Annotated in this window: 17 protein-coding genes; 6 read left to right on the forward strand and 11 right to left on the reverse strand. The window is 67.3% G+C overall.

All coding sequences use genetic code 11. From position 1 onward, the window contains the following. Positions 1 to 73: 73 nt before the first annotated feature. A complete protein-coding gene (locus tag BCM27_RS01615; protein ID WP_004021854.1) occupies positions 74 to 3,499 on the reverse strand; it encodes an arabinosyltransferase domain-containing protein in 3,426 nt (1,141 codons plus the stop codon). A 101-nt stretch (positions 3,500 to 3,600) separates the two neighbouring features. Between BCM27_RS01615 and aroQ the strand changes: the two genes are divergently transcribed. After that, positions 3,601 to 4,059 carry a type II 3-dehydroquinate dehydratase gene (gene aroQ / locus BCM27_RS01620; RefSeq protein ID WP_004021853.1) on the forward strand — a complete coding sequence of 153 codons (459 nt, stop codon included), beginning with the start codon at positions 3,601 to 3,603 and terminating at the stop codon, positions 4,057 to 4,059. A 58-nt stretch (positions 4,060 to 4,117) separates the two neighbouring features. Here aroQ and BCM27_RS01625 read toward each other — a convergent pair whose 3' ends face one another. After that, positions 4,118 to 4,690, reverse strand: a complete 573-nt coding sequence (locus tag BCM27_RS01625) for a TetR/AcrR family transcriptional regulator (protein ID WP_033204696.1) — start codon at positions 4,688 to 4,690, stop codon at positions 4,118 to 4,120. A gap of 142 nt (positions 4,691 to 4,832) precedes the next feature. On the opposite strand from BCM27_RS01625, the gene BCM27_RS01630 reads away from it, so the two are divergent. From BCM27_RS01630 to BCM27_RS01640, 3 genes are all read left to right on the forward strand, one after another. Beyond that, entirely contained in the window at positions 4,833 to 5,726 is an 894-nt protein-coding gene (locus tag BCM27_RS01630; protein WP_004021851.1) for an oxygenase MpaB family protein, read from the forward strand. 121 nt (positions 5,727 to 5,847) lie between these two features. Then, positions 5,848 to 6,330, forward strand: coding sequence for an SRPBCC domain-containing protein (locus BCM27_RS01635; protein WP_004021850.1), 483 nt, complete (start codon positions 5,848 to 5,850; stop codon positions 6,328 to 6,330). Then, complete coding sequence (locus BCM27_RS01640; protein WP_004021849.1) at positions 6,323 to 6,640, forward strand: ArsR/SmtB family transcription factor; 318 nt, start codon at positions 6,323 to 6,325, stop codon at positions 6,638 to 6,640. Before BCM27_RS01635 ends, BCM27_RS01640 begins: the two co-directional genes overlap by 8 nt. A 43-nt stretch (positions 6,641 to 6,683) precedes the next feature. Here the strand turns inward: BCM27_RS01640 and BCM27_RS01645 are convergent, their stop codons facing one another. Continuing rightward, positions 6,684 to 9,263, reverse strand: coding sequence for an alpha/beta fold hydrolase (locus BCM27_RS01645; protein WP_004021848.1), 2,580 nt, complete (start codon positions 9,261 to 9,263; stop codon positions 6,684 to 6,686). A 297-nt stretch (positions 9,264 to 9,560) separates the two neighbouring features. On the opposite strand from BCM27_RS01645, the gene BCM27_RS01650 reads away from it, so the two are divergent. Then, on the forward strand, positions 9,561 to 10,238 hold the full coding sequence (locus BCM27_RS01650) for a nitroreductase (RefSeq protein ID WP_004021847.1): 678 nt from the start codon (positions 9,561 to 9,563) through the stop codon (positions 10,236 to 10,238). Between the two features lie 33 nt (positions 10,239 to 10,271). Here BCM27_RS01650 and BCM27_RS01655 read toward each other — a convergent pair whose 3' ends face one another. The 5 genes from BCM27_RS01655 to BCM27_RS01675 form a co-directional block, all read right to left on the reverse strand. Continuing rightward, positions 10,272 to 10,727 (reverse strand): PPOX class F420-dependent oxidoreductase, encoded by a 456-nt coding sequence (locus BCM27_RS01655; protein WP_004021846.1) that lies wholly within the window; start codon positions 10,725 to 10,727, stop codon positions 10,272 to 10,274. Positions 10,728 to 10,802: 75 nt separating this feature from the next. After that, positions 10,803 to 11,594 carry an MBL fold metallo-hydrolase gene (locus BCM27_RS01660; protein WP_004021845.1) on the reverse strand — a complete coding sequence of 264 codons (792 nt, stop codon included), beginning with the start codon at positions 11,592 to 11,594 and terminating at the stop codon, positions 10,803 to 10,805. A 5-nt stretch (positions 11,595 to 11,599) separates the two neighbouring features. Beyond that, the gene (locus BCM27_RS01665) at positions 11,600 to 13,606 is read right to left on the reverse strand and encodes a galactan 5-O-arabinofuranosyltransferase (RefSeq protein WP_004021844.1); all 2,007 of its coding nucleotides are present in this window, start codon (positions 13,604 to 13,606) and stop codon (positions 11,600 to 11,602) included. A 12-nt stretch (positions 13,607 to 13,618) separates the two neighbouring features. Continuing rightward, entirely contained in the window at positions 13,619 to 14,380 is a 762-nt protein-coding gene (locus BCM27_RS01670; protein ID WP_004021843.1) for a decaprenylphospho-beta-D-erythro-pentofuranosid-2-ulose 2-reductase, read from the reverse strand. Between the two features lie 56 nt (positions 14,381 to 14,436). Next, positions 14,437 to 15,861 (reverse strand): decaprenylphosphoryl-beta-D-ribose oxidase, encoded by a 1,425-nt coding sequence (locus BCM27_RS01675; protein WP_033204689.1) that lies wholly within the window; start codon positions 15,859 to 15,861, stop codon positions 14,437 to 14,439. 179 nt (positions 15,862 to 16,040) lie between these two features. Here BCM27_RS01675 and BCM27_RS01680 point away from each other — a divergent pair, with 179 nt between their 5' ends. Beyond that, a complete protein-coding gene (locus tag BCM27_RS01680; protein ID WP_004021841.1) occupies positions 16,041 to 16,949 on the forward strand; it encodes an AurF N-oxygenase family protein in 909 nt (302 codons plus the stop codon). A gap of 17 nt (positions 16,950 to 16,966) precedes the next feature. Here BCM27_RS01680 and eutC read toward each other — a convergent pair whose 3' ends face one another. From eutC to eat, 3 genes are read right to left on the reverse strand one after another with little or no spacing between them, the layout of a single operon-like run. After that, the gene (gene eutC / locus BCM27_RS01685; RefSeq protein WP_004021840.1) at positions 16,967 to 17,767 is read right to left on the reverse strand and encodes an ethanolamine ammonia-lyase subunit EutC; all 801 of its coding nucleotides are present in this window, start codon (positions 17,765 to 17,767) and stop codon (positions 16,967 to 16,969) included. Beyond that, a complete protein-coding gene (locus tag BCM27_RS01690; RefSeq protein ID WP_004021839.1) occupies positions 17,764 to 19,173 on the reverse strand; it encodes an ethanolamine ammonia-lyase subunit EutB in 1,410 nt (469 codons plus the stop codon). Before BCM27_RS01690 ends, eutC begins: the two co-directional genes overlap by 4 nt. Next, positions 19,170 to 20,612 (reverse strand): ethanolamine permease, encoded by a 1,443-nt coding sequence (gene eat / locus BCM27_RS01695; protein WP_004021838.1) that lies wholly within the window; start codon positions 20,610 to 20,612, stop codon positions 19,170 to 19,172. The genes BCM27_RS01690 and eat overlap by 4 nt, the downstream gene beginning before the upstream one ends. Positions 20,613 to 20,790: the final 178 nt, after the last annotated feature.

The raw sequence follows: 20,790 nt of genomic DNA on the forward strand, positions 1-20,790 counted from the left end.
GCTCGCCGGGCTGACTGCCACCACGGCGACCGGGCCGTCAGCGCCGCCGAATCGCTAGCATGCCGCCTGACTGTCAGTGCCGCAGCGGCGCGGGACTCCACAATCCGCTGCGGGTGGCCGTGCCGGTCTCGATCTCGGCGAGCGTGTCGACGTCACCGTATGGCTCGTAGCGTTCGAGGGCGCCCCAGTCGCGTCCGATGTCGGCCATCAGGTAGGTCGGCAGCGCTGTCGCCTGCTGGGAGACCTCGATCCACCCGAGCGGGCCGCCGCCGAAGCTGTTCTGCCACGCCGACACCGCGGCCGCCAGGTCGGACCCGGGCTTGATGCGCCACTTCGGGATCTCCGCGACCCCGACGTCGTGGGTGAACGGACGCTGGCACGGGAAGGCCAGCCCCGATGTCCAGTCGATGTGGACCGGGTCGGTGTCGCCGACGACGTCCTGCAGGGTGTCCATCTGCGGGATCCGCGGCGGGGTCAGCACGATGAACCGGTCCTCGGCGAGGTTGTCGTCGGTGGCGACGATCCGCACCGCGGTGGTGTCCGAGGGGAGCTCGTCGGTGTTGTATCGCAGGTTTCGCCACGACGGGCGCGGGCCGGGGTCGATGAGTTCGGTGTCGCCCGCGGCCTCGAGATCGGCGTCGCGGGTGTCCGGGCCGATCGGGTCGGCGGTGTACTCGAGCATGACGTTCGGGTTGTCGTACTCGCCGGCCACCGCCATCGTCAGCAGCGGGCGGTCCCGCCAGTCCTCCGGCAGTGCGTACCACCCGGAGGTGAGGCGGGCCGGCACCTGGTCGAGCTTCGAATAGCTGCCCATGACCGGGGTCGACGCGGGGTCGAGGAAGAACGGGAGGGCCGCGGTGCTGCCGTTGATCCCGGGCTCGGAGATCTCGCCGCCGCCGGTGCCGCCGGGGTTGGAGTTGACGATGTCGGGGGACTGCCAGACGTCGCCCGACAGCACGCCGAGAGATCCCTCGCTGGCCGTTGATTCCAGTGCCGTCGGCACGCCGTTCGGGAAGAACCCCGAGGTGGTCGGGGAGGTGCCGGGTGCCGGTGGTGGTCCGCCGAGCGGGTTGGACAGGGTGGGATCGACCGGACGGAGCATGTCGCGGTTGGGATCGGATTCCACCCAGACCTTGTCGGCCATGCCGCACGGTTTACCGGCGACCGCGGCGAAGTTGGACCGCGGGACCGAGTACGACGAGCTCTGGTGGATGCCGGCGAAGATCGCGGTGACGATCTGGAAGACGACGACCGCCATCGCGAGGTAGGCGAGCGGCGCGGCGGCCATCGAGGCGATCAGCCGCCTGTACCAGCGCTGATGAGCGGCGTCGCCGGCGGTCGACTCCTCGACGTGCGGATCGGTCCCGGTGAACGGCTCGCGGAAATGGAACCAGAGCGCGAGGAGCAGCAGGGCGAGCGCGGCGTAGAGCAGCACGCTGCCGAGCATGATGCCGCCGATCTTGACCTGCTCCACTCCCCACGGCATGCCCCAGGCGGAGTAGTAGTAGTACGAGTTCGGCGCGGTGAAGGCGAGACCGCCGATGAACAGGACGAGCGCGCAGAACAGGGTGCGGTTGCGCCGGGAGTGCATCGACTGCTGGCTGGCGGCGATCGCGGCGATCGCGGCGAGGGCGGCGGCGATGCCCGCGAAGACGCCGAAGTGGTGGGTCCACTTGGTGGGCGTGAACATGAGGAAGACCAGCGACGCGAAGGTGATCGCGACGATGCGACGCGTGGGGCCGATGGCGGTGCCCGGGATGCGGTTCTTGCGAACCAGCACGGCCGCCGAGACGACCAGTCCCAGGATCATGGCGAGCACGGCGAAACGTCGGGCGATGGAACCGTCGGCAGAGAAGGCGAAGAGCGCCGAGTAACGGCCGATCTCGTTGTACCAACTCATCGACGGGCCGAGCGCCGACTTCATGCTCGACGCCTCGGCGAACGACCGCAGGGTCAGGTTCGAGAACACGACGAAGACGACGAAGGTGCCGGCGGCCAGGATCGGCGCGATCAGCGCGACGAACGACCAGCGCAGTGATGTGCGGCGGTCACGGTCGGCGGCTTCTGAATCCTTCGGTGACGAACCAGTGGACGAGGTGGAACCGGACAACTCGGCGACGACGCGGGCCCGCTTGATGAGCGCCATGATCATCGGCCGCGCGCCTGCGATCAGTGCGGCGACGGCAAGGAGGCCCGTCGGCCCGGCGGCGATGCTGAAGGCACCGATCAGGCACGCGACCGCGGCGGGCAGCATTCGGCCGGTGGCGATGGCGCGTTCGACCGAACACCACGTCAGCAGCGCACCCAGGCAGATGATCGGCTCGGGCCGCAGGCCGTTGTTGAAGGGGAACCAGCACGCGAGGAACGCGAATGCGGCGGTCCAGGCGACCATCGGTCGGGTCAGGGCGGCCCGGCCCAGACGGGGGAGAACCTCGTGACTCACGATGAGCCACACCAGGATTCCGCACAGGAGTGCCGGCAGTCGCATCCACGGGCTGGCCACCGAGACGTGGCTGAGCAGACCGAACACCTGGTAGTACCAGCCGAAGGGTGCCTCGGGCGCGCCGTACCACCGGAAGTAGTTCGCGGTGTAGTCGCTGTCCTGGGCGACTCTCGACATGGTCAGGAGATAACCGTCGTCGGAGGTGTTGGGCCCGATCATGTGCCAGAGGATCAGCGCCCCGATGACCACGTAATCGCGGGCGTTGAGACGCCACCATCGGGCCGGGAAGATCCGTCGATGGCGGCGACCGTCGGTCGAGTCGAGCGCGGCCAGTGCGGCCAGTGACAACAGCGTCGACGCCACTCCGACGATGACGACCAGCCACTTCGAGATGGTGGGCGCGGTGTTGTAGCGCGAATCGATCGTGACGTGGGCGTCGAGGCCCGCGATGTCGGCGGCGGGGCCGGACAGGTCGGTGAAGAGGCCGGTGACCTGGGGGCGTTGATCGGGCCAGTACTTGAAGGCCTCTTTGTCCTCCGTCGTTCCTGCGAGCGGTTCGTCCTCGCCGTCCTCGTTCTGGGTGCCGCTCGTCATGCCGACGAACTCGGCGGTCACCGCGTCGGAGTCGGCGTGCACGACGATCTCGCGACAACCCTGGTCGCGCATGTCCTGCAGCGTGGCCGAGACCAGCGAGACGTTGCGGATCACGACCTCGACGCCCTGCCGGTCCAGGGGCGCATCGGCAGCGCCGGTCTTGCGGATGAACAGGCCGCGCTCGCCCGACTTCGGTGCCTGCTTCGGAGTCGTCGAGAGCAGCACCGATCCGCCGGGCGGCAGGTCGTCGACGGCGGTACAGGGGATCGTGACGTCGAGGTCGACGGGTGTGTAACCGATCAGCGGCGACGACACCGAACCGATCTGTCCGTTCTGGGGCCAGTCGATCTCGGCGGTTCGCTGCGACACCGGCATGAGTGGTGTCGCGAGTGCGAGGAGGAACCCGAGCAGTCCGGTGACGATGGCGACGATCCTCGCTCGTCGAACGGTCTGCGATGGCACAAAGAGAGATGGTAGCCCTAGCGACGTCTCGTCCCGGTCGGTGGCGGTCCCGGCGTCGGAGACTCGCCGACCGGCAGGTCAGGGCCAGTAAGGTGAACGCCATGTCCGACGCCGAGGTGACCGACCGTCTGCCGATCCTGCTGCTCAACGGTCCCAACCTGAACACGCTCGGCACCCGGGAGCCCGCCGTCTACGGCTCGGACACCCTCGCCGACGTGGTCGACCTCGCCGAGCGCACCGCCGCCGAGCTCGGCTTCGGGGTGCGCGCCGCGCAGACCAATCACGAGGGACAGATGCTCGACTGGATTCACGAGTCCGTCGGCGAGATCAGCGGCATCGTCATCAACCCCGGCGGATGGACACACACGTCGGTCGCTCTCGCCGACGCGCTCGCCGTCCCCGACGTCCCCGTGCTCGAGGTGCACATCAGCAATGTGTATCGGCGCGAAGCGTTTCGTCATCACTCCTATGTGTCCCCGATCGCGGCCGGGGTGATCGCCGGTTACGGCATCCGCGGCTACGAGTTCGCGATCCGCAGGCTCGCCGAACTCGTCGACTGACCCCGCGCCCCGTCGACTGTGCGCGGTGTGATCTCGCCGGAGGCCTAAGCGCGTCGAGTCACGGTGACTCGACGGAGGATTCGAGAGCGCGGTCGAGGATGGTGCGGAAGCCCTTGGCCAGTGCCTGGTGGGAATGCAGCGTGCCGCTCTCGAAGCCGATCAGCAGATACATTGCCGCGGTGGCGAACTCCTCGGCTTCGTCGCGATCGTGGAGCACCTCCTCGTAGGTGGCCGCGATGATGTCGCGGCGCTCCCGGTCCACGGTGTGCTGGATGGCGAGCACCTCGGGGTCGTGCGCGGCCCAGACCCGGATCGCGGCCTCCGTCGCGTGTGGCAGCCGTAGGCCGATGTCCGTGAGGGCGTCGAGACGCTCCCGTGGATCGGCGATGTCGCGAGCGCCGGCGATCAGTCGCTGGCTCTGTTCGTCGCGCCAGTGACGGATGAGGGCGGATCGGTACTCGGCCCAGTTCCCGAACGCGTGGTAGAAGCTCCCGGTGGTCGTGCCGGTCGCCTCGCAGATCGCTGCCAGCTTCAACCCCGCATGGCCGTGATCGGTGAGGATGGCCAGGCCGGCGTCGAGGTAACGCCGTTGCGTGTACTCCGACGGCTTCGCTTTCTTGCCGGTGGCCATCACCCCAGTGTGCTGCACGAATGGCGAGGTCGGCGCCCGGGGTCCGTGCTCCCGCAGCACCGCGAACACATCGAATGTGACCCCTTGCACATTTCTATAAGTCGACTTACAGTGACGTGGCACTCACCGAGGAGGACATCCGATGGGCAAGGCGACCCGAAACCAGGGACTCGATCCACAGACGCAGTTCCACGAGATCTACCGAAACCTGTCGACCTTCGACTTCCCCTGGGACATCAATCAAGCGCTGAGCTTTGCCCTGTTCCGCACGTATGCGGTGCCGAGCATCGGCCGATTGCTCGACGAGACGCGTGCGTTCACGGCCGAGACCCAGAAGCGCTACGACGACACCTCGCTCCTGCTGGAGGTGCCGCTCCTGGACGGATTCGACAGCAGTCGGGGCAAGTCCGCCATTCGGCGCATCAACCAGATGCACCGCATGTACGACATCAGCAACGACGACATGCGTTACGTCCTGTCGACATTCGTGGTCGTCCCGAAGCGGTGGATCGACGATTACGGCTGGCGGAAGCTGACCGACGACGAGGTGACCGCGTCGGTGAACTACTACCGGACGCTCGGGCGCCACATGGGGATCAAGGAGATCCCCGAGACCTACGGCGCTTTCGAGACCCTGATGGACGCCTACGAACGCGAGCATTTCGCGTTCGACGAGGGTGGTCGCCGCGTCGCTGATGCCACCAAGAGTCTGCTCGCGTCGTTCTATCCCAAGCCGCTCGCGCCGGCGATCGACGTCTTCAGCCGATCGCTGATGGATGACGCGTTGCTCGAGTCGTTCGGCTACCGGCGACCTGGACGTGTCGCGCGGTTGCTGTCGATCGGAGGACTCAAGGCGCGCGCCCGGGTCGTGGCCGCCCTGCCGGCCCGTCGATCACCACAGTACGTATCCGAGATGCAGCGAATTCGCAGCTACCCGAACGGTTTCGACATCGAGAAACTGGGCACGTTCGCGGGTGGCTGCCCGGTTCGGCACCTGCCGGCCGAGCCTGCACAGCACGCTCCGGCCGGGAGCTGAGGCTCGGGCTGCGTCTGCGGAATCTGCGAAAAGGTTGATCCGTTCGCTCCGAACCCTTGCGCCGCGGAGGCATTAGTGCAACCCTGGGGTTGCATCAATAACCGGCGACGAGGGAGCACCGATGAATGACGACACAGATACATATGACGTGACCGGTTCGGCGACAGCCGAATTCGACCGGATCGAGCGCGAGATCTCGATCGACGCATCCGCCGAGAGGGTCTGGTCTCTGGTCAGCGAGCCGGGGTGGTTCATCAACGACAAGGCGATCACCGAGCACCGGATCGAACGCGACGGAGACCTGTCGACCATCCACGACCCGGCTCACGGCGCCTTCACGTTCCGCACCATCGCACTCGACGAACCGAGATACGCCGCGTTTCGGTGGCTCGCCGACTCCGCTGATCCGCAGTCGGATTCGACGCTCGTCGAGTTCTGGATCACGCCATCGGAATCCGGCGTTGTCCTCAAGGTCGTGGAGTCCGGCTTCGCGTCCCTCCCCGGAACGGATGCCGAGCGGCGCGCGCGGTTCGACGGCAACAACGAGGGGTGGACCATCGAACTCGAATTGGCGCGAACACATCTCGGCGGCGTGCATGCCTGACGTCGCATCGGTCGAGGTCTTTGCCGCGCTGTCCGATGAGAGCCGATGGCAGATCCTCACGCGCCTGGGTTCGGAACCCGCATCCGCGTCACGTCTCGCGGACGAGCTCCCGATCAGTAGGCAAGCGATCGCGAAACACCTCCGCGTCCTCACCGAGGCAGGGTTGGTGACCTCGTCACGGGTCGGCCGCGAGATCCGATACGAAGCCGTGGGGACGCAGCTCTCCCGGGTCGCGCACCGGCTCGACGCCATCGGACGAGGCTGGGACCGCCGTCTCGCCGACATCAAACTCCGTGCCGAGCGGGGTTGAGCCGCAGGATTTCCTGCTTCTCAAGGGTGGGGGAGCGCGCCTCTCAGCGTGCTGACGACTTCAACACCTCGTCGATCGCCCGGGCGGTGTCGGCGGCGTGGGGTGCGCGGATCATCGAGATGTGATCGCCGGAGACGTCGTAAAAGCTCACCTCGCCCGACGACATCCGCCGCCACAGGTCCGGGTCATCGGGATTGGTGCGCGCCCGGATGACGCCGACGGGGCCGGCGTGGTCGCGCGGCCGGTAGCGGCGGATCATCCTCGTGCCCAAGCGGAAGAACACGACCCACTGCACGGGGGTCGGGAGCTGCACCATGCCGGCGGTGGGCACGAGGACCGCGAGCACGATCTCCTTCACCACCCGTTGGGGGAGCGGCTCCTTCGCCGGGGTGGGATCGTCCCCGGTGCGGTCGGGGAGGGCGGTGTCCTGGGTGTCGCCGCGTCGGGCACGCAACCGGTCGAGGACTCCTCCCTTCTCGCCGCGGACCCGGCGAGCCAGTACCGGGTCGAACAGCGAGTCGAGGACGACGACCGGATCGCACGTCTCGCCCGCGTCGGTCAACCGCGCAGCGACTTCCATCGCGACGAAACCGCCGAGCGAATAACCGCCGACCTGATACGGCCCGTGGGGTTGAACCGACCGGATGTCGTCGATCGCCCGTCGTGCCGCGGCGCGAACGGAATGATCGGCGCGGCCGCGCTTTTCGACGCCCCGCGACTGGATCGCGTAGACCGGGCGGTCGGTCTGTAGTGCGCGGACGACCGGGGTCAGACTCGTTGCGAGGCTGCCGGCGCCGGCGACCAGGAAGATCGGTCGGCCGGTACCCTTTCGCAGCGGGATGAGGGTGGCACCCGAGGCATTCGCCGAACGTTCCCTGGCGGCGGACTCGATGCGCTGCGCGAACAGCGCGATGGTCGGCGCCTCGGCGAGCATTGCGGTGTTCACGTCGAGTTGGAGATGATGCTGAACCTCGGCCAGCATCTTCGCCGCGGCCAGCGAATCGCCCCCGAGCTCGACGAAATCCTCGTTGCGGCCGATGGATTCGAGACCGAGGATCTGGCACCAGAATCGGTGCAGCGCCATCTCGGTCATCCCGCGGGGCGGCTCGTGATCGGGGCGGGCGGGCGGCGGTGGCAGTGCTGCCCGGTCCACCTTGCCGCGCTCGTTGCGGGGTAGTTCGGCGAGGACGACGATGTCACGCGGGATCATCCACGGTGTCAACGTCTTCCCGAGCTCCTGCCGGATCTCGGCCGGCGAGGGCGACCACTTCTCGGGATCCACGGCGACGTGGGCGGTGAGCCGGGCTTCGTCGCGGTCGGCGGTGACGACCGCGTCGGTGGTCCAGGCCAGGGCGCGGAGCGCGGCTTCCACCTCCAGTGGTTCGACGAGGTAGCCGCGGATCTTGATCGCGTCGTCGCTGCGTCCGAGGAGCGCGAGTTCGCCGGACTCGTCGAGTCGTCCCAGATCCCCGGTGCGATAGCGGGCTCGGCCGTCGGGGAGCTGGATGAAACGCTCGGCGGTCAGCTCCGGATTCCGGTGGTAACCGGACGCGATGTGAGCGGACTCGACAAGGACCTCACCGGTGGCGCCGACGGGCAGGTCGTTGCCGTCGGCGTCGACGATGCGGACGGACTTGTCCGATGCCGGTACACCCACCGGAATGGCGCCCGGTTCGATGTCCCGGTCGGGTGGGAACAGATTGAAGGCCAGGTTGCCGACCTCCGATGCGCCTGCCCAGCAACAGAAGACCCCGCCGGCGAGGATCGTGTCGCGGGCCAGCTGCACATCGGCACGATGCGTCGGTTCGCCACACGTGGACAGCAGGCGTAGCGAGTCGACGGCGTCGTCGGCCGACAGTTCACCCAGCCACGACCGCAGCAGCGACGGGGTGCAGTGTGCGGTCGTCGCCTCCTGCGCGACCAGCCAGTCCCGCAACCCGGTGGTGGTGCGGCGGCGGACGTCCCACAACAGCATGGTCGACCCGTTGAGCAGGCTCATCGCGAGGGCGTCCAGGCCGCCGCCGAAACTGAGCGGTAGGAGGACCACGGCACGATCCGCCGGCCGCATGCCGAGGAAACGGCGGCCGTCCCGGGCATGGTTGACCGGCATCTTCTGCGACAGCACAACGCCTTTGGGGGTTCCGGTCGATCCCGAGGTGAACAGCAGGACCGCCGGATCGCTCGGTCCTGGCTCGACGACGTCAGTTCGCGAGGGCTCGGCCTCGGCGTAGGTGTCCAGCAGTTGCGCACCGGAGCGTTCCAGCACGACGTCGCGTCGGTCCGGTGGCAGGAACGGGTCGATGAGGACGAGGGGCCGCCCGGAGCACAGCACGGAGAGCATCGCGATGACCGAGTCGATGTCGGATTCGATCTCCACTGCGACGGGTCGGCCCGAGTCGGTCGTCGCGGTGATCGTGCGCGTGAGGTCGTCGACTCGTCTGGCGGCATCCGCGAAGGTGATGGACTGCTCGGGCGTCCGGATCGCGATCGCGTCGCCACGGGCCGCGGCCACCGCTCGCCAGCGGGCGGCAGCGGTGCGCGCGGTGCCGGTGCCCGGGAGGTCGGTGACGACCGCACCATCGGGGTGAGTCGGACGTGTCTCGAGAGGGTTTTGGCTGGTCATGTCCTCAAACTTCCGCGGAGGCGGGAACGTCGACGGTCATGGACGGGCCACGGGAACTCGAGCCCGGGCAACGGTGCCACGCCGTGCGGGACTCGGCCCCTCCTCCGGCCCCGCCAGCTTGCTAGGTAAACCTACCTTTAGTTGCGCGATGCAGCACGACCGGGAGCCTGCGCACAGCGTCGTCCCAACGCCCGAGATCGCCGAATGTAACCTGTTCACTGGTCGCCGGACACTGTGTTCAGCGCCGGTCCGTCGACGATGATCGGGTCGTTCGACTTGTGCGAGGAGAGATCGACGATGCAGTACGACGAAGTGGTTCTGGGGCGTCGCAGCATTCGCGGGTTCACGCCGGACCCGGTCCCCCGGGAACTGATCGAGGAGATCCTCGCTCTCGCGATGCGGGCACCGTCGTCGATGAACACGCAGCCGTGGAACTTCCACGTGATCACCGGCGAGCCGCTCGATCGCATCCGCGCCGGTAACACCGAGCGCAATCTCGCGGGTGTCCCTCATTCGCGAGAGTTCCGGACAGGTGCGGAGAAGTTCACCGGCCCGCACCGCGACCGCCAGGTCCAGGTCGCCAAGCAGCTGTTCGGTGCCATGGGCATCGCGCGCGAGGACACCGAGATGCGGCAGGACTGGGTGCTGCGCGGTTTCCGCCAATTCGATGCCCCGGTGTGCGTGATCGTGACCTACGACCGCATCCTCGACGGCAGCGACGACACGCCATTCGACTGCGGGGCGGTCTCGACCGCACTGGTCAACGCCGCCTGGTCCCGCGGTCTGGGCGCGGTCATCAACAGTCAAGGCATCATGCAGTCACCCGTGGTCAGAGAACACGCCGGGATTCCGGACGACCAGGTGATCATGAAGAGCATCGCGCTGGGCTGGCCCGATGATACGTTTCCGGCCAACTCGGTGATCTCCGAGCGCAAGTCGGTCGAAGAGGCCACCACCTTCGTGGGCTTCGAGTAGTAGCGGCGTCGCACCCTGGTCCGGTGGCGGCGGTCAGCGCGGTAGGCGGGTCATTCCGTAGAGTCGCTCGGCCCGCACGCGCAGCAGTCGCCGCTGTTCGCGCACCATCGCGGCCCGATACTCGTCCCAATCCGGATGATCCTCACCGCGAAACGCCCGATACCAGGCGACCAGGTGGTCGACGGTCGCGTCGTCCGGAGCCGCCGCCACCGGACTCAACGAGCCCGTGCCCTCGACCACGGCGTAACCCGAGAAGAATCCGTCGCCGAGGACATGGAGACTGACCCGGGGATCACGCTCGACGTTGCGCGACTTCGCGCGCGGCGCCGTGACCGAGATCAGCGCAGACTCGGTCTCCGGCTCCCAGACATGAACGACGTTGGACGATTGTGGTCGTCCGTCACGCCGGAGCGTGATGAGGATCGACTGCTGGTGATCGGCGACGATCTTCAGCAGTTCAGGGTCGAGGGCATCTCGGGGAACGTTCATGCGCATCTCCAACGTCGGCGGCGCAGAGATCCTTACCAGGGAACCTCAGATCGGGCGGAGTCGAGGCCGTCCGCGTCAGCGCGACAGCGCCTCACGTGCGGCCGTGGCGACTCCGCCGCGATGGATCGGTCCGTGGCCGGGAAGCAGTATGTCGGCCTCGAGCTCGGTGAATCGTTCGACGCTGCGTCGAGCCGTGGGTTCGTCGTGCTGGAAGAGCGACGGGATGCACTGTGGGCCGGTGATCGTCGAGATCTCGTGTCCGCTCACGAGCGCGTCGCCGGATACCAGGGCGCGGCCGTCGGCGACGAGGTAGGCGCTGTGGCCGTCGGTGTGGCCGGGACTCGCGACGGGGACGGGCGCACCCGGGAGATCGAGCGGTTGCCGCTCGTCGACGGCGGCGTCGACGGGGAAACCCGACGCCCGTGCCAGGCCCGCGCGGCTGAGGACACCGAGCGGAGTGGTCTTGGCGAGCCATGCCCATAGTCGCGGATTCGCGACCTGCGGGGCGAGGTCGAGTGCATTGGCCTGCTGAAGGTGGTGGCGCAGCGCGTGATCCACCTCGACCGCGTCCATGTAGACGTCGAACCCGTACTGCGCCTGCAGCTTCACGAGGCCGCCGAGGTGATCCACGTGGGCGTGGGTGAGCAGTGCGCCGCGCACATCCTCGGGCGTGCGGCCGATCCGCTCGATGGATTCGACGACCTGACCGGCCTGCCCCGGGTAACCGCCGTCGATCAGCGTCAGTTCACCGTCCTCCTCCAGGAGGATCCAGTTCACGACGTCGGTGGAGACGAAGTGCGTCGTCGAGGAATCGCCGTCGACCCGGGTGATCGTCATCGGACGCGAGGTGCCGAACGGGAGCCGCATCGTGATCACTTCCGGACGACGAGGACGAACGGGCCGCGCTCTGTGACCTCGAAGCGCGGGTCGTCGAAGACCGTGGGGTCGAAGGTGACCGTGTAGCGCTTCACGTTGGGGTCGTTGGGATAGACGTCCTCGGCGAGACGGAGTGTGTAACCGTCTGCGCTGTACCGGAACAGGAAGACATTCGGCGGAGTCCACGGCGAGCGGTCGAGGGCGTCGACGAGCTGGTCGGCGTTCTCGCTCTCCGCCCATCGCGCGATCGCCGCTGCGCGCTTGTCGAATTCGGCGAGCGGATTCGCGTAGTGGGAGGTGAGTCCCTGGAAACCCCAGTAGGGGTAGATCGACAGGAACCCGAAATCGGCGGTGAGAACGACGTTGTCGGTGCGCGGCTTGCCGGTCTGCTCACGGATCAGTGTGTCCAGCTCCGCGAAATACGATTCGGCGCCGGCCGGGCGGGCATCGGCGCGTTCGCCGTAGCCGTCGGTGTCGGTGTAGGCGGTGGTGATCTCGGTCCCCAGATGGCCCGGGATGCTCTGTGCCATCGCGATGGCCGAGAGAACGGCGAGTGCCCCCACGACGACGCGCACGTCGCCGAACCGGCGCACTGCCCAGTGCGTGAGATCGACGACGCCGAAGACCCCGGCCGCGCTCAGGGTGGCGACCAGGATGGGCTCGAGGCGGAACGAGAGCAGGGTGGTGCCCAGTGCGGTCATCAGCATCGACAGCAGACAGAACAGGTAGACCGTGACGACCGTGACGCCCATCGCCAGGGCGACGGTGCGTGTGCGGAAGCGCACCAGGATCCACAGGAGGCCGATCATCGTGATGGCGCCGACGAGATCCAGGCCGAACATCGGGAGCGGCAACACCGAACCGCGCTCGGGCAGATAGTGTTCGGCGGTCCCCCCGCTGGCGGGGGTATTGGTCAGGCGCGCCCAGAGGTAGGGCGCCCAGACCAGCAGTGCGATCAGTCCGGAGATGACCCCGACGGCGACCAGGCGACCGACCACCGCGAGCACCACGCCGCGTCGTCGGCTCGTGACGGTCGCCGATGGAGTGGCCTTGTTCGACGCGCCCAGCCATCCCTGCACAGCGAAGTAGCCGGCCAAGAGGACGGCGGTGAGGGCGAACAACCCGGTGTAGAGCGTGTAGGTCGCGGCCGAGATACCCAGGAACACACCGGATGCCGCCACGGCAGGCCAGCTCGTCGCGCCGAACAGCGGGCCCACCGGTCCGTCGGCGGCTCGCGTTCGCCCGCGCAGCGCGTAGGTCAGGGTGATCAGCATCGGCACGCCGATCAGCACCAGAATTGCGGCGTACGGTTCCGGCGAGGCATACAGGAGAGTGACGGTCGTGACCGCGAGCCCGAGCGCGACACCGCGATCCGCGCCGAACATGCGAATGAACAGGATGACGCCCACGGCTGCCGCGACCGACATCGACACGATCGCCCACGTCTTGTAGGCCTCCCAGCCGGGCTGGCCGAGCAGGTTGGCGAAGCGGCCACCCCACCAGAACCAGCCGGCCGGGTAATAGGGCGCCAGGTCGGTGTAGGTCATGTCCGCGAGGTGCGGGCTCGACGTCATCCGGGTGAGGTACTCGGTGCGGAACTCCTGATCGACCGACAATCCGAACAGGTAGAGACGTGTTGCGCCCAGCGGCATTCCGATGGTGACGGTGACGAATCCCGACATCGCGGCCGCGGACAGCGCCGGCACCAGCAGGCGTCCCTTGCCGTACCGGTAGAGCAGTGCGGCCACCACCAGGATGGCGATGGCGAGCACCTGCCCGGCGGTCGTCAGCGACCGGGTCACGTTGGAGGAGTTGAACGCCGGCCAGTCGACGGTTCCGATGGCCGTCAGTCCCGCCATCGACACCACCCCGCCGACCACCACGGCGATCAGCAGTGACAGTGCCGTCCGCCCGTAACCGGCAGTCGTTCCGGGCCGGCCCTGGGCGTCGCCGTCGATTGTTGCTGTGGCGTCGGAGCTGTCAGTGGTGGCGGGATGCGTCATCGTCGACTGGGATCAGATCGGCAGCTTGCGGAAGATCGGCCGCGGGATGTGACGCAGCACCATCATGATGTAGCGGAACGGTCCCGGCACCCAGACGATCTCCTTGCCCTTGGTGGCCGCGGCCACGGCCAGGCGCCCCACATCTTCCTTGTCGACCGTGAGCGGCGCTTCCTTGACATGCGCCGACAACCGGGTGCGCACCTGGCCGGGACGGATGACGAGGACGCGAGCACCGAAGGGGCGCAGCGCCTCTCCGAGTCCGAGGTAGAACCCGTCGAGGCCGGCCTTGGTGGACCCGTACACGAAGTTGCTGCGACGGACGCGCTCGCCGGCGACCGAACTCATGGCGATGATCTGACCGTGTCCCTGGGCCTTGAACTTCTCACCGAGCAGCACGCCGACGGACACCGCTGCGGTGTAATTGATCTCGGCTTCGGCGACGGCGAGGCCGTGATCCTGCCAGGCCTGTTCGTCGTCGCCCTGGATGCCGAAGGCGACGATCGCGACGTCGACGTCGCCGTCGGCGAATGCCTTGTCGATGACGGCCCGGTGGGTGTCGGTGGCGCGGGCGTCGAAGTCGATCTGGGTGACCTCGGTGGCGCCGGCGTTCTTGGCCTTCGCCACGGCCGCGGCGGCGGTGGGATCACCCGGCAGGGTGGCGAGGATGACCCGCGCCGGGCCCTTGGTCAGGTACTCGGCGGTGATGGCGAGCCCGATCTCGGAGCTGCCGCCCAGGACCAGGATGGACTGCGGGGCGCCCACGGCGTTCAACATGTGTACTCGCTTTCGATGACGTGCAGGTCGGTGGGGTGCGTCGGAAAGGCTGGGAGTCAGGCGAGTTCGAGTCGCCGGCCCATGTCCGACATGAACACCCGGTTGGGGTCGATCCGACGACGCGTGGCGATCCACTCGTCGATCTCCGGGTACATGGCGTGGAAGTTCTCCGCCGACGTGCGCGAGTCCTTGGCGGTGTAGAGGCGGCCGCCCATCGACATGACGCGGCGGTCGAGCTCGTTGAGGAACTCGGCGAGATCGGCCTTGACGGGGAAGTCGAGGCAGACGTTCCAGCCCTTGAACGGGAAGCTCAGGGGCGCCCGGTTGCCCTCGCCGAAGAGCTTGATGACGTTGAGGAAGCTGACGTGGCCCGACGCCTGGATGTCCTCGATGAGTGCGGTGAACTCGCCCTCGTTGCCGGTCGGGACGATGAACTGGTACTGGCAGAAGCCGCCACCGCGTCCGTACGCGTTGTTCCAGTCACCGAACACGTCGAGCATGTGATAGAACTGCGCGAGATTTTTGACCTTGCCCTCGCTCGGCGGTCCGATCCGGTAGTAGGCCTCGCCGACCGCGGAGAAGCTGAGTTTGTTGGCGAGCCCGCGCGGGAAGATGTCGGGGAACCGGACCAACGGCTTGTTGTTGAACGACAGCGGGTTGTCCCGGTACTTCTCCGGCAGTTCGTCGACGCGGGCGAGGTTGCCCCGCGAGAAGGTGCCGCGGCCCAGCTTGGGCGGTGCGCTGATGGTGTCGAACCAGCCCGAGGCGTACTCGTACCCGTTCTCGAAGCCGTCCTCGAGGTGCAGGTCGATGGTTTCCTGCAGCGAGCCGGTACGAGCGGTGTCGGCGATGAAGTACGCGCTCTCGGTGCGCTTCATCTGGATCGTCGCCCGCAACACGATCCCGGTCAGTCCGATGCCGCCGATGGTCGCCCAGAAGAGTTCGCCGGTGGGATCGTCGGCCGAGCCGCCCGGGGTCAGGGTCAGGACCCGTCCGTCGGCGACGAGGAGTTGCATCTCGACGACATGATTGCCGAAGCTGCCCTGGCTGTGGTGGTTCTTGCCGTGGATGTCGTGCGCGATCGCGCCGCCCACCGTCACCTGGCGGGTGCCCGGAAGAACCGGCACCCACAGGCCGTGCGGGAGCGCTGCCTGCATGAGCGCGTCCAGGGAGACGCCGGCATCGACATCGACGGTGGCCGATTCGTCGTCGATGGCATAGATCCTGGTCAGTGGCGTCATGTCGATCGTGAGGCCGCCGCTGTTCTGGCCCGACTCGTTGTAGGAGCGACCGAGTCCACGGGCGATGACGCCGCGCTTGAGGTAATCCGGCTTGTCCGCGTTGTCGTCGGCCACGCGGGCCACGGCCTCGGCGATGACCTCGGGGTACGGCGTGGACAGGACATGACCCTCGATCGGGGTGGTGCGAGACCAGCCCACGAGCTTGCGGGTCGTGATCGGCAGCAACTCTTCAGTAGACATCGCTAGAGAGGGTACCTGGGCGAGGTGCCCACCGACCGTCATGCCGGGGCCGGGTCCGGGAGGCGCACCGGTGGACACGAGGCCCGTCGGTGCCATCAGGAAACGAACCATTGACTGATGGCACGATCCGTGGTGGCATGCATCACAGACGCAGTCCCGCGTACGACGAGGAGTCCGGCATGGAAGCGCTCAGTGATGTGACCCGTTCCGACGACGGGATCGACGAGGTGTCGCAGCGACTGCTGGCGTCGGCCGCGCGGTTGTCGCGCAATGCGCTGACGGAGATCGACTGGGAGGCGCCGCTCGACCCGGGCAAGTACGGCTGCAGCCCGGAATGGTCGACGCTGTACGGCACCGCGTACTGGGACGAGATGACCGAGCAGCAGCGGATCGCCCTCACGAGGCACGAGACAGCCTCGATCATGAGCATCGGCATCTGGTTCGAGATGATGCTGCAGGAGATGGTGATCCGCGACCAGTACCTCGGGGACTACCACCGGCCGGAGTTCCAGTTCGCGCTGACCGAGGTCGCCGACGAGTGCCGGCACTCGCTGATGTTCGCCAAGACGTCGTACAAGCTGACCGGGACCAGCTATACGCCGCACCCGCGCCTGGGTCGCTTCGGCAAGCTGTTCATGCGGGTTGCCGGCAGCGAAGTCGCCTACGCCGGAATCCTTGCCGCGGAGGAGGTCCTGGACGTGCTGCAGCGCGGGTGCATGCGCGACGACCGGGTGCTGCCGCTCGTGCGGACCGTCAACGAGATCCACGTCCTGGAAGAATCCCGGCACATGCGATTTGCTCGCGAAGAGGTCCGCCAGTCGATGCAGGACGCCAATTGGCTTCGACGACAGTTCAGTTCGGTGATCACCGCGATGGCGGTGTCGTACATCCTGGTCAGTCTCGTCCGTCCCAAGGCCTACGCCGACGCCGGCTTGGACCACCGTCGCGCCGTGGGGGAGATGCGCCGCAACCACCACTTCCAATCGATGGTCCGCTCGGGCTGCGCGCACCTGATGGGTTTTCTCGACGACGTCGGCCTGCTCACCCGGCCCGCGGCGCGCATCTACCGCAAGGTGCACATGCTCTGACGGCGCGACGAGACCGTCTACTCGACGTTGTCCACGGTCTCATCGGCGTGCTCGAGAACGCCCGCACCGCCTTCGGCGAGTTGGGCGCGTGAGGTGTCCTTCAGTGCGACTCCCGATCGTCCGAGTTTGCGGGCGCCGTCGACGAGGGATGCGGTGATGGCGGCCGCGGTCGTGTAGTCGAGCCCGCCGGGCGGGTGGATGTTGGAGATGCAGTTCCGGTCGGCATCGCTGCGCCCCGGTCGGGGGAGGTGGGTGAGGTAGATCCCCAGGCTGTCCGCGACCGACAGACCGGGACGTTCGCCGATGATCACGATGATCGTCTGCGCGCCGAGGGCTTCGCCGATGTGATCACCCAGGGCGACCCGGGCCTGGGTGGCGATCACCGGGGGCGCGATCGAGAACCGCGAGCCCAACTCGTCGATGAGCGCCGCGAGCAGTCCGCGTCCGTGGTCGACGAGCGCGCGCGGCGACAGACCGTCGGCGAGCACGATCCCGACGTCCGAGCCGGTCTCGGGCAGATGTGAGAGGTCGTCGGGCTGCCGTCCGAGGTCGGGTCGTCGTAGATACTCACCGCGGGACCCGGCTCTGCTGGAGACATGCAACGCCGGCTCGATGTCGACGTCGCTGATCTGCTCGGTGAGGGCGGCGACGTCGAGTGGTTCGTGAACGGCATCGCGGGCGGCGGAGTGGGCGGCCTTGAACTCGAGCACCCGCTGCGACGGGAGCGAGTTCCCCGCCCGGCCGAGTCCGATGCGCGCCTGTGTGGTCTGCCGCAACTCGGCCCAGGGGTCCTGCGCCGGCCGGGAGGAGGCGTTCATCGGGCCACGGTCAGTGATCGCAGGGGTGAGGTGTCCAGATCGACGGGCAGGATGCGTCCGTCGGGGTCGACCATGCCGAGCCCGGCGAGCCAGGTCTCGAACTCCGGGGCAGGGCGAAGGCCCAGTGCGCGGCGAACATACAGCGCGTCGTGGAACGACAGGCTCTGATAGCCGAGCATGACATCGTCGGCGCCCGGGACCGCGATGACGAAGGCCGCCCCGGCAACGCCGAGCAGGGTCAGCAGAGTGTCCATGTCGTCCTGGTCTGCTTCGGCGTGATTGGTGTAGCAGACGTCCACGCCCATGGGGAGGCCGAGGATCTTGCCGCAGAAGTGGTCCTCGAGGCCGGCCCGGATGATCTGCTTTCCGTCGTAGAGGTATTCGGGCCCGATGAATCCGACGACCGTGTTGACGAGCAGGGGTTCGAGGATGCGGGCCACTGCGTAGGCGCGCGCCTCCAGGGTCTGCTGATCGACGGGTTTGCCGCCGGTCCCCAGGTGAGCGTTCGCGGAGAGCGCCGACCCCTGCCCGGTTTCGAGATACATGAGGTTGTCGCCGACCGTGCCGCGATGCAGCGACCGTGCGGCCTCGTTGGCTTCGCGCAGGATCGAGATGTCGATCCCGAAGCTGCTGTTGGCCTTCTCGGTGCCGGCGATGGACTGGAACACGAGGTCGACCGGCACGCCTTGGTCGATCATCTCGATCGTGGTGGTGACGTGGGACAGGACGCAGGACTGCATCGGAATTCCGAAGCGTTGCCGTATGTCGTCGAGCAGGTGCAGCAGGTCGGAGGTGGCGTGAGGCGAGTCGGTTGCCGGGTTGATCCCGATGACCGCGTCCCCGCACCCCATCAGCAGTCCGTCCAGGGTTGCTGCGGCGATGCCGCGGGGATCGTCGGTGGGGTGGTTGGGCTGTAGGCGGGTGGAGATGCGTCCGGGCAGTCCGACGGTCGTGCGGAATGCTGCGGAGACCGTTGCTGCCGACGCGGCCAGGATCAAGTCCTGGTTGCGCATGATCTTCGACACCGCGGCAACCATCTCTGGTGTCAGTCCCGGTGCGACCGCGGCGATTCGGGCGGCGCTGTCCTTCCGGACCGCGGTTTCCAGGAACCAGTCTCGAAGGCCGCCGACGGTGAGGTGTGCGACCGCCTGGAACGCGCGGCGGTCCTGGGTGTCGATGATCAGTCTGGTGACTTCGTCTGTCTCGTAGGGAACGACGGGATTTTCGAGGAAGGTCGTCAGCGGGAGGTCGGCGAGTTGCCAAGCCGCAGCTGCACGTTCGGCATCGGACTCGGCGGCGCACCCGGCGAGTTCGTCGCCGGAGCGACGGGGGGTGGCCTTGGCCATCAGGTCGACCAGCCCGTCGAATGTGTATGTCGTGCCCGAGATGGTCTGGGTGTAGCTCATCGGAGATCCTCCTCGGCTTCGGCGAGGGCGGCGAACTCCTCGTCAGGAGAGTTGGCCACCAGGTGATGGCGGCTGTACAGCGCGAAGTACAGCATGAACAAGGCGAACACACCGAGGCAGCACAATGCTGCGACCACGTCGACCAGGAACGTCGCGATGACGGCGATCAGTGCGACGACGAGGGCGAAGCCGGTGGTGACGACGCCACCGGGGGTGCGGTAGGGGCGATTCATGTCGGGTTCCCGCCGCCGCAGGATGATGTGACTGACCATCATCAGCACGTAGCTCGACGCCGCGCCGAAAACGGCCATGTTCAGCAGCAGGTCACCTTTCCCGGTCAGCGACAGCAGGAAACCGATGATGCCGGGCACGATCAGCGCCAGGGTCGGCGCCTTGCGCTTGTTGGTCACCGACAACACGGGCGGCAGATAACCTGCGCGCGAGAGCGCGAACAACTGTCGCGAGTATGCGTAGATGATCGAGAAGAAGCTCGCGATCAGCCCGGCCAGTCCGATGTAGTTGACCACCTTCGCCATCGACGAATCCCCGAGTGCCTCGACGAGCGGATTGCCCGACTCCGACATCGGCCCTGCGCCACCCGCGCCGGTGGTGAGGAACAGCACGGTCACGCAGGTGACGAGCAGAACGCTGATCGCGGCGATGATGCCCCGCGGCACGTTGCGTTCGGGATCGGCGGCCTCCTCGGCTGCGAGCGGCACGCCCTCGATGGCCAGGAAGAACCAGATCGCGAACGGAATCGCCGCCCAGATGCCGAGGTAACCGAACGGCAGGAACGATGACGCCCCGGCTGCGTCGGTCGGTGCGATGTCGGTGAGATTGCCGACCTCGAAGTGCCCGATCGCGGTGATCGCGAAGATCACCAGGCCGATCAGCGCAATCGCGGTGATCGCGAACATCACCTTCAATGCCTCACCGGCGCCCGACAGGTGAATCCCGATGAAGATCGCATAGACGGCCAGATAGACCCACCAACCGTCGGTGATCCCGAACAGGTTCAATGATTCGACGTAGGCGCCGATGAACGTGGCAATCGCGGCCGGTGCGATCGAGTACTCGATCAAAATCGCTGTGCCCGTGGCGAAGCCGCCCCATGGACCGAGGGCGCGGCGCGCGAACGTGTAACCGCCACCGGCCGCGGGGAGGGCCGAGGACAGTTCTGCCATTCCCAGCACGAGGCACAGGTACATGGCCGCGATCACCACCGCGGCGATCGCGAGCCCGCCGAAACCGCCCTGTGCCAGTCCGAAATTCCACCCCGAGTAGTCGCCGGAGACCACGTAACTCACGCCCAGGCCGGCGAGCAGCAACCACCCCGCGGTCCCGCCCTTGAGCTGGCGTCTTGCCAGATAGTCCGGAGACTCCGAATGGCTGTCCGCACCCCCGGCGTGGTGCGCGCTCGCCGAATCGTCGATGGCCATGATGGCCTCCCTTTACTCAGGGGCCAGCCACTCGGTGCTCCGGGCAACTCTGGTCCAAGAAGATGTGACGCCCGACACTAAGTCGCGCAACGTTGCAACCGAGTTGGCCAGGTTGATCACCTACCCGACCGGCCAGGTCGATCGGCCTGCGCACCCTGCCCGCGCCACGGCGGGTCGC

Source organism: Gordonia terrae, from assembly GCF_001698225.1.
Taxonomy (GTDB): Bacteria; Actinomycetota; Actinomycetes; order Mycobacteriales; family Mycobacteriaceae; genus Gordonia; species Gordonia terrae.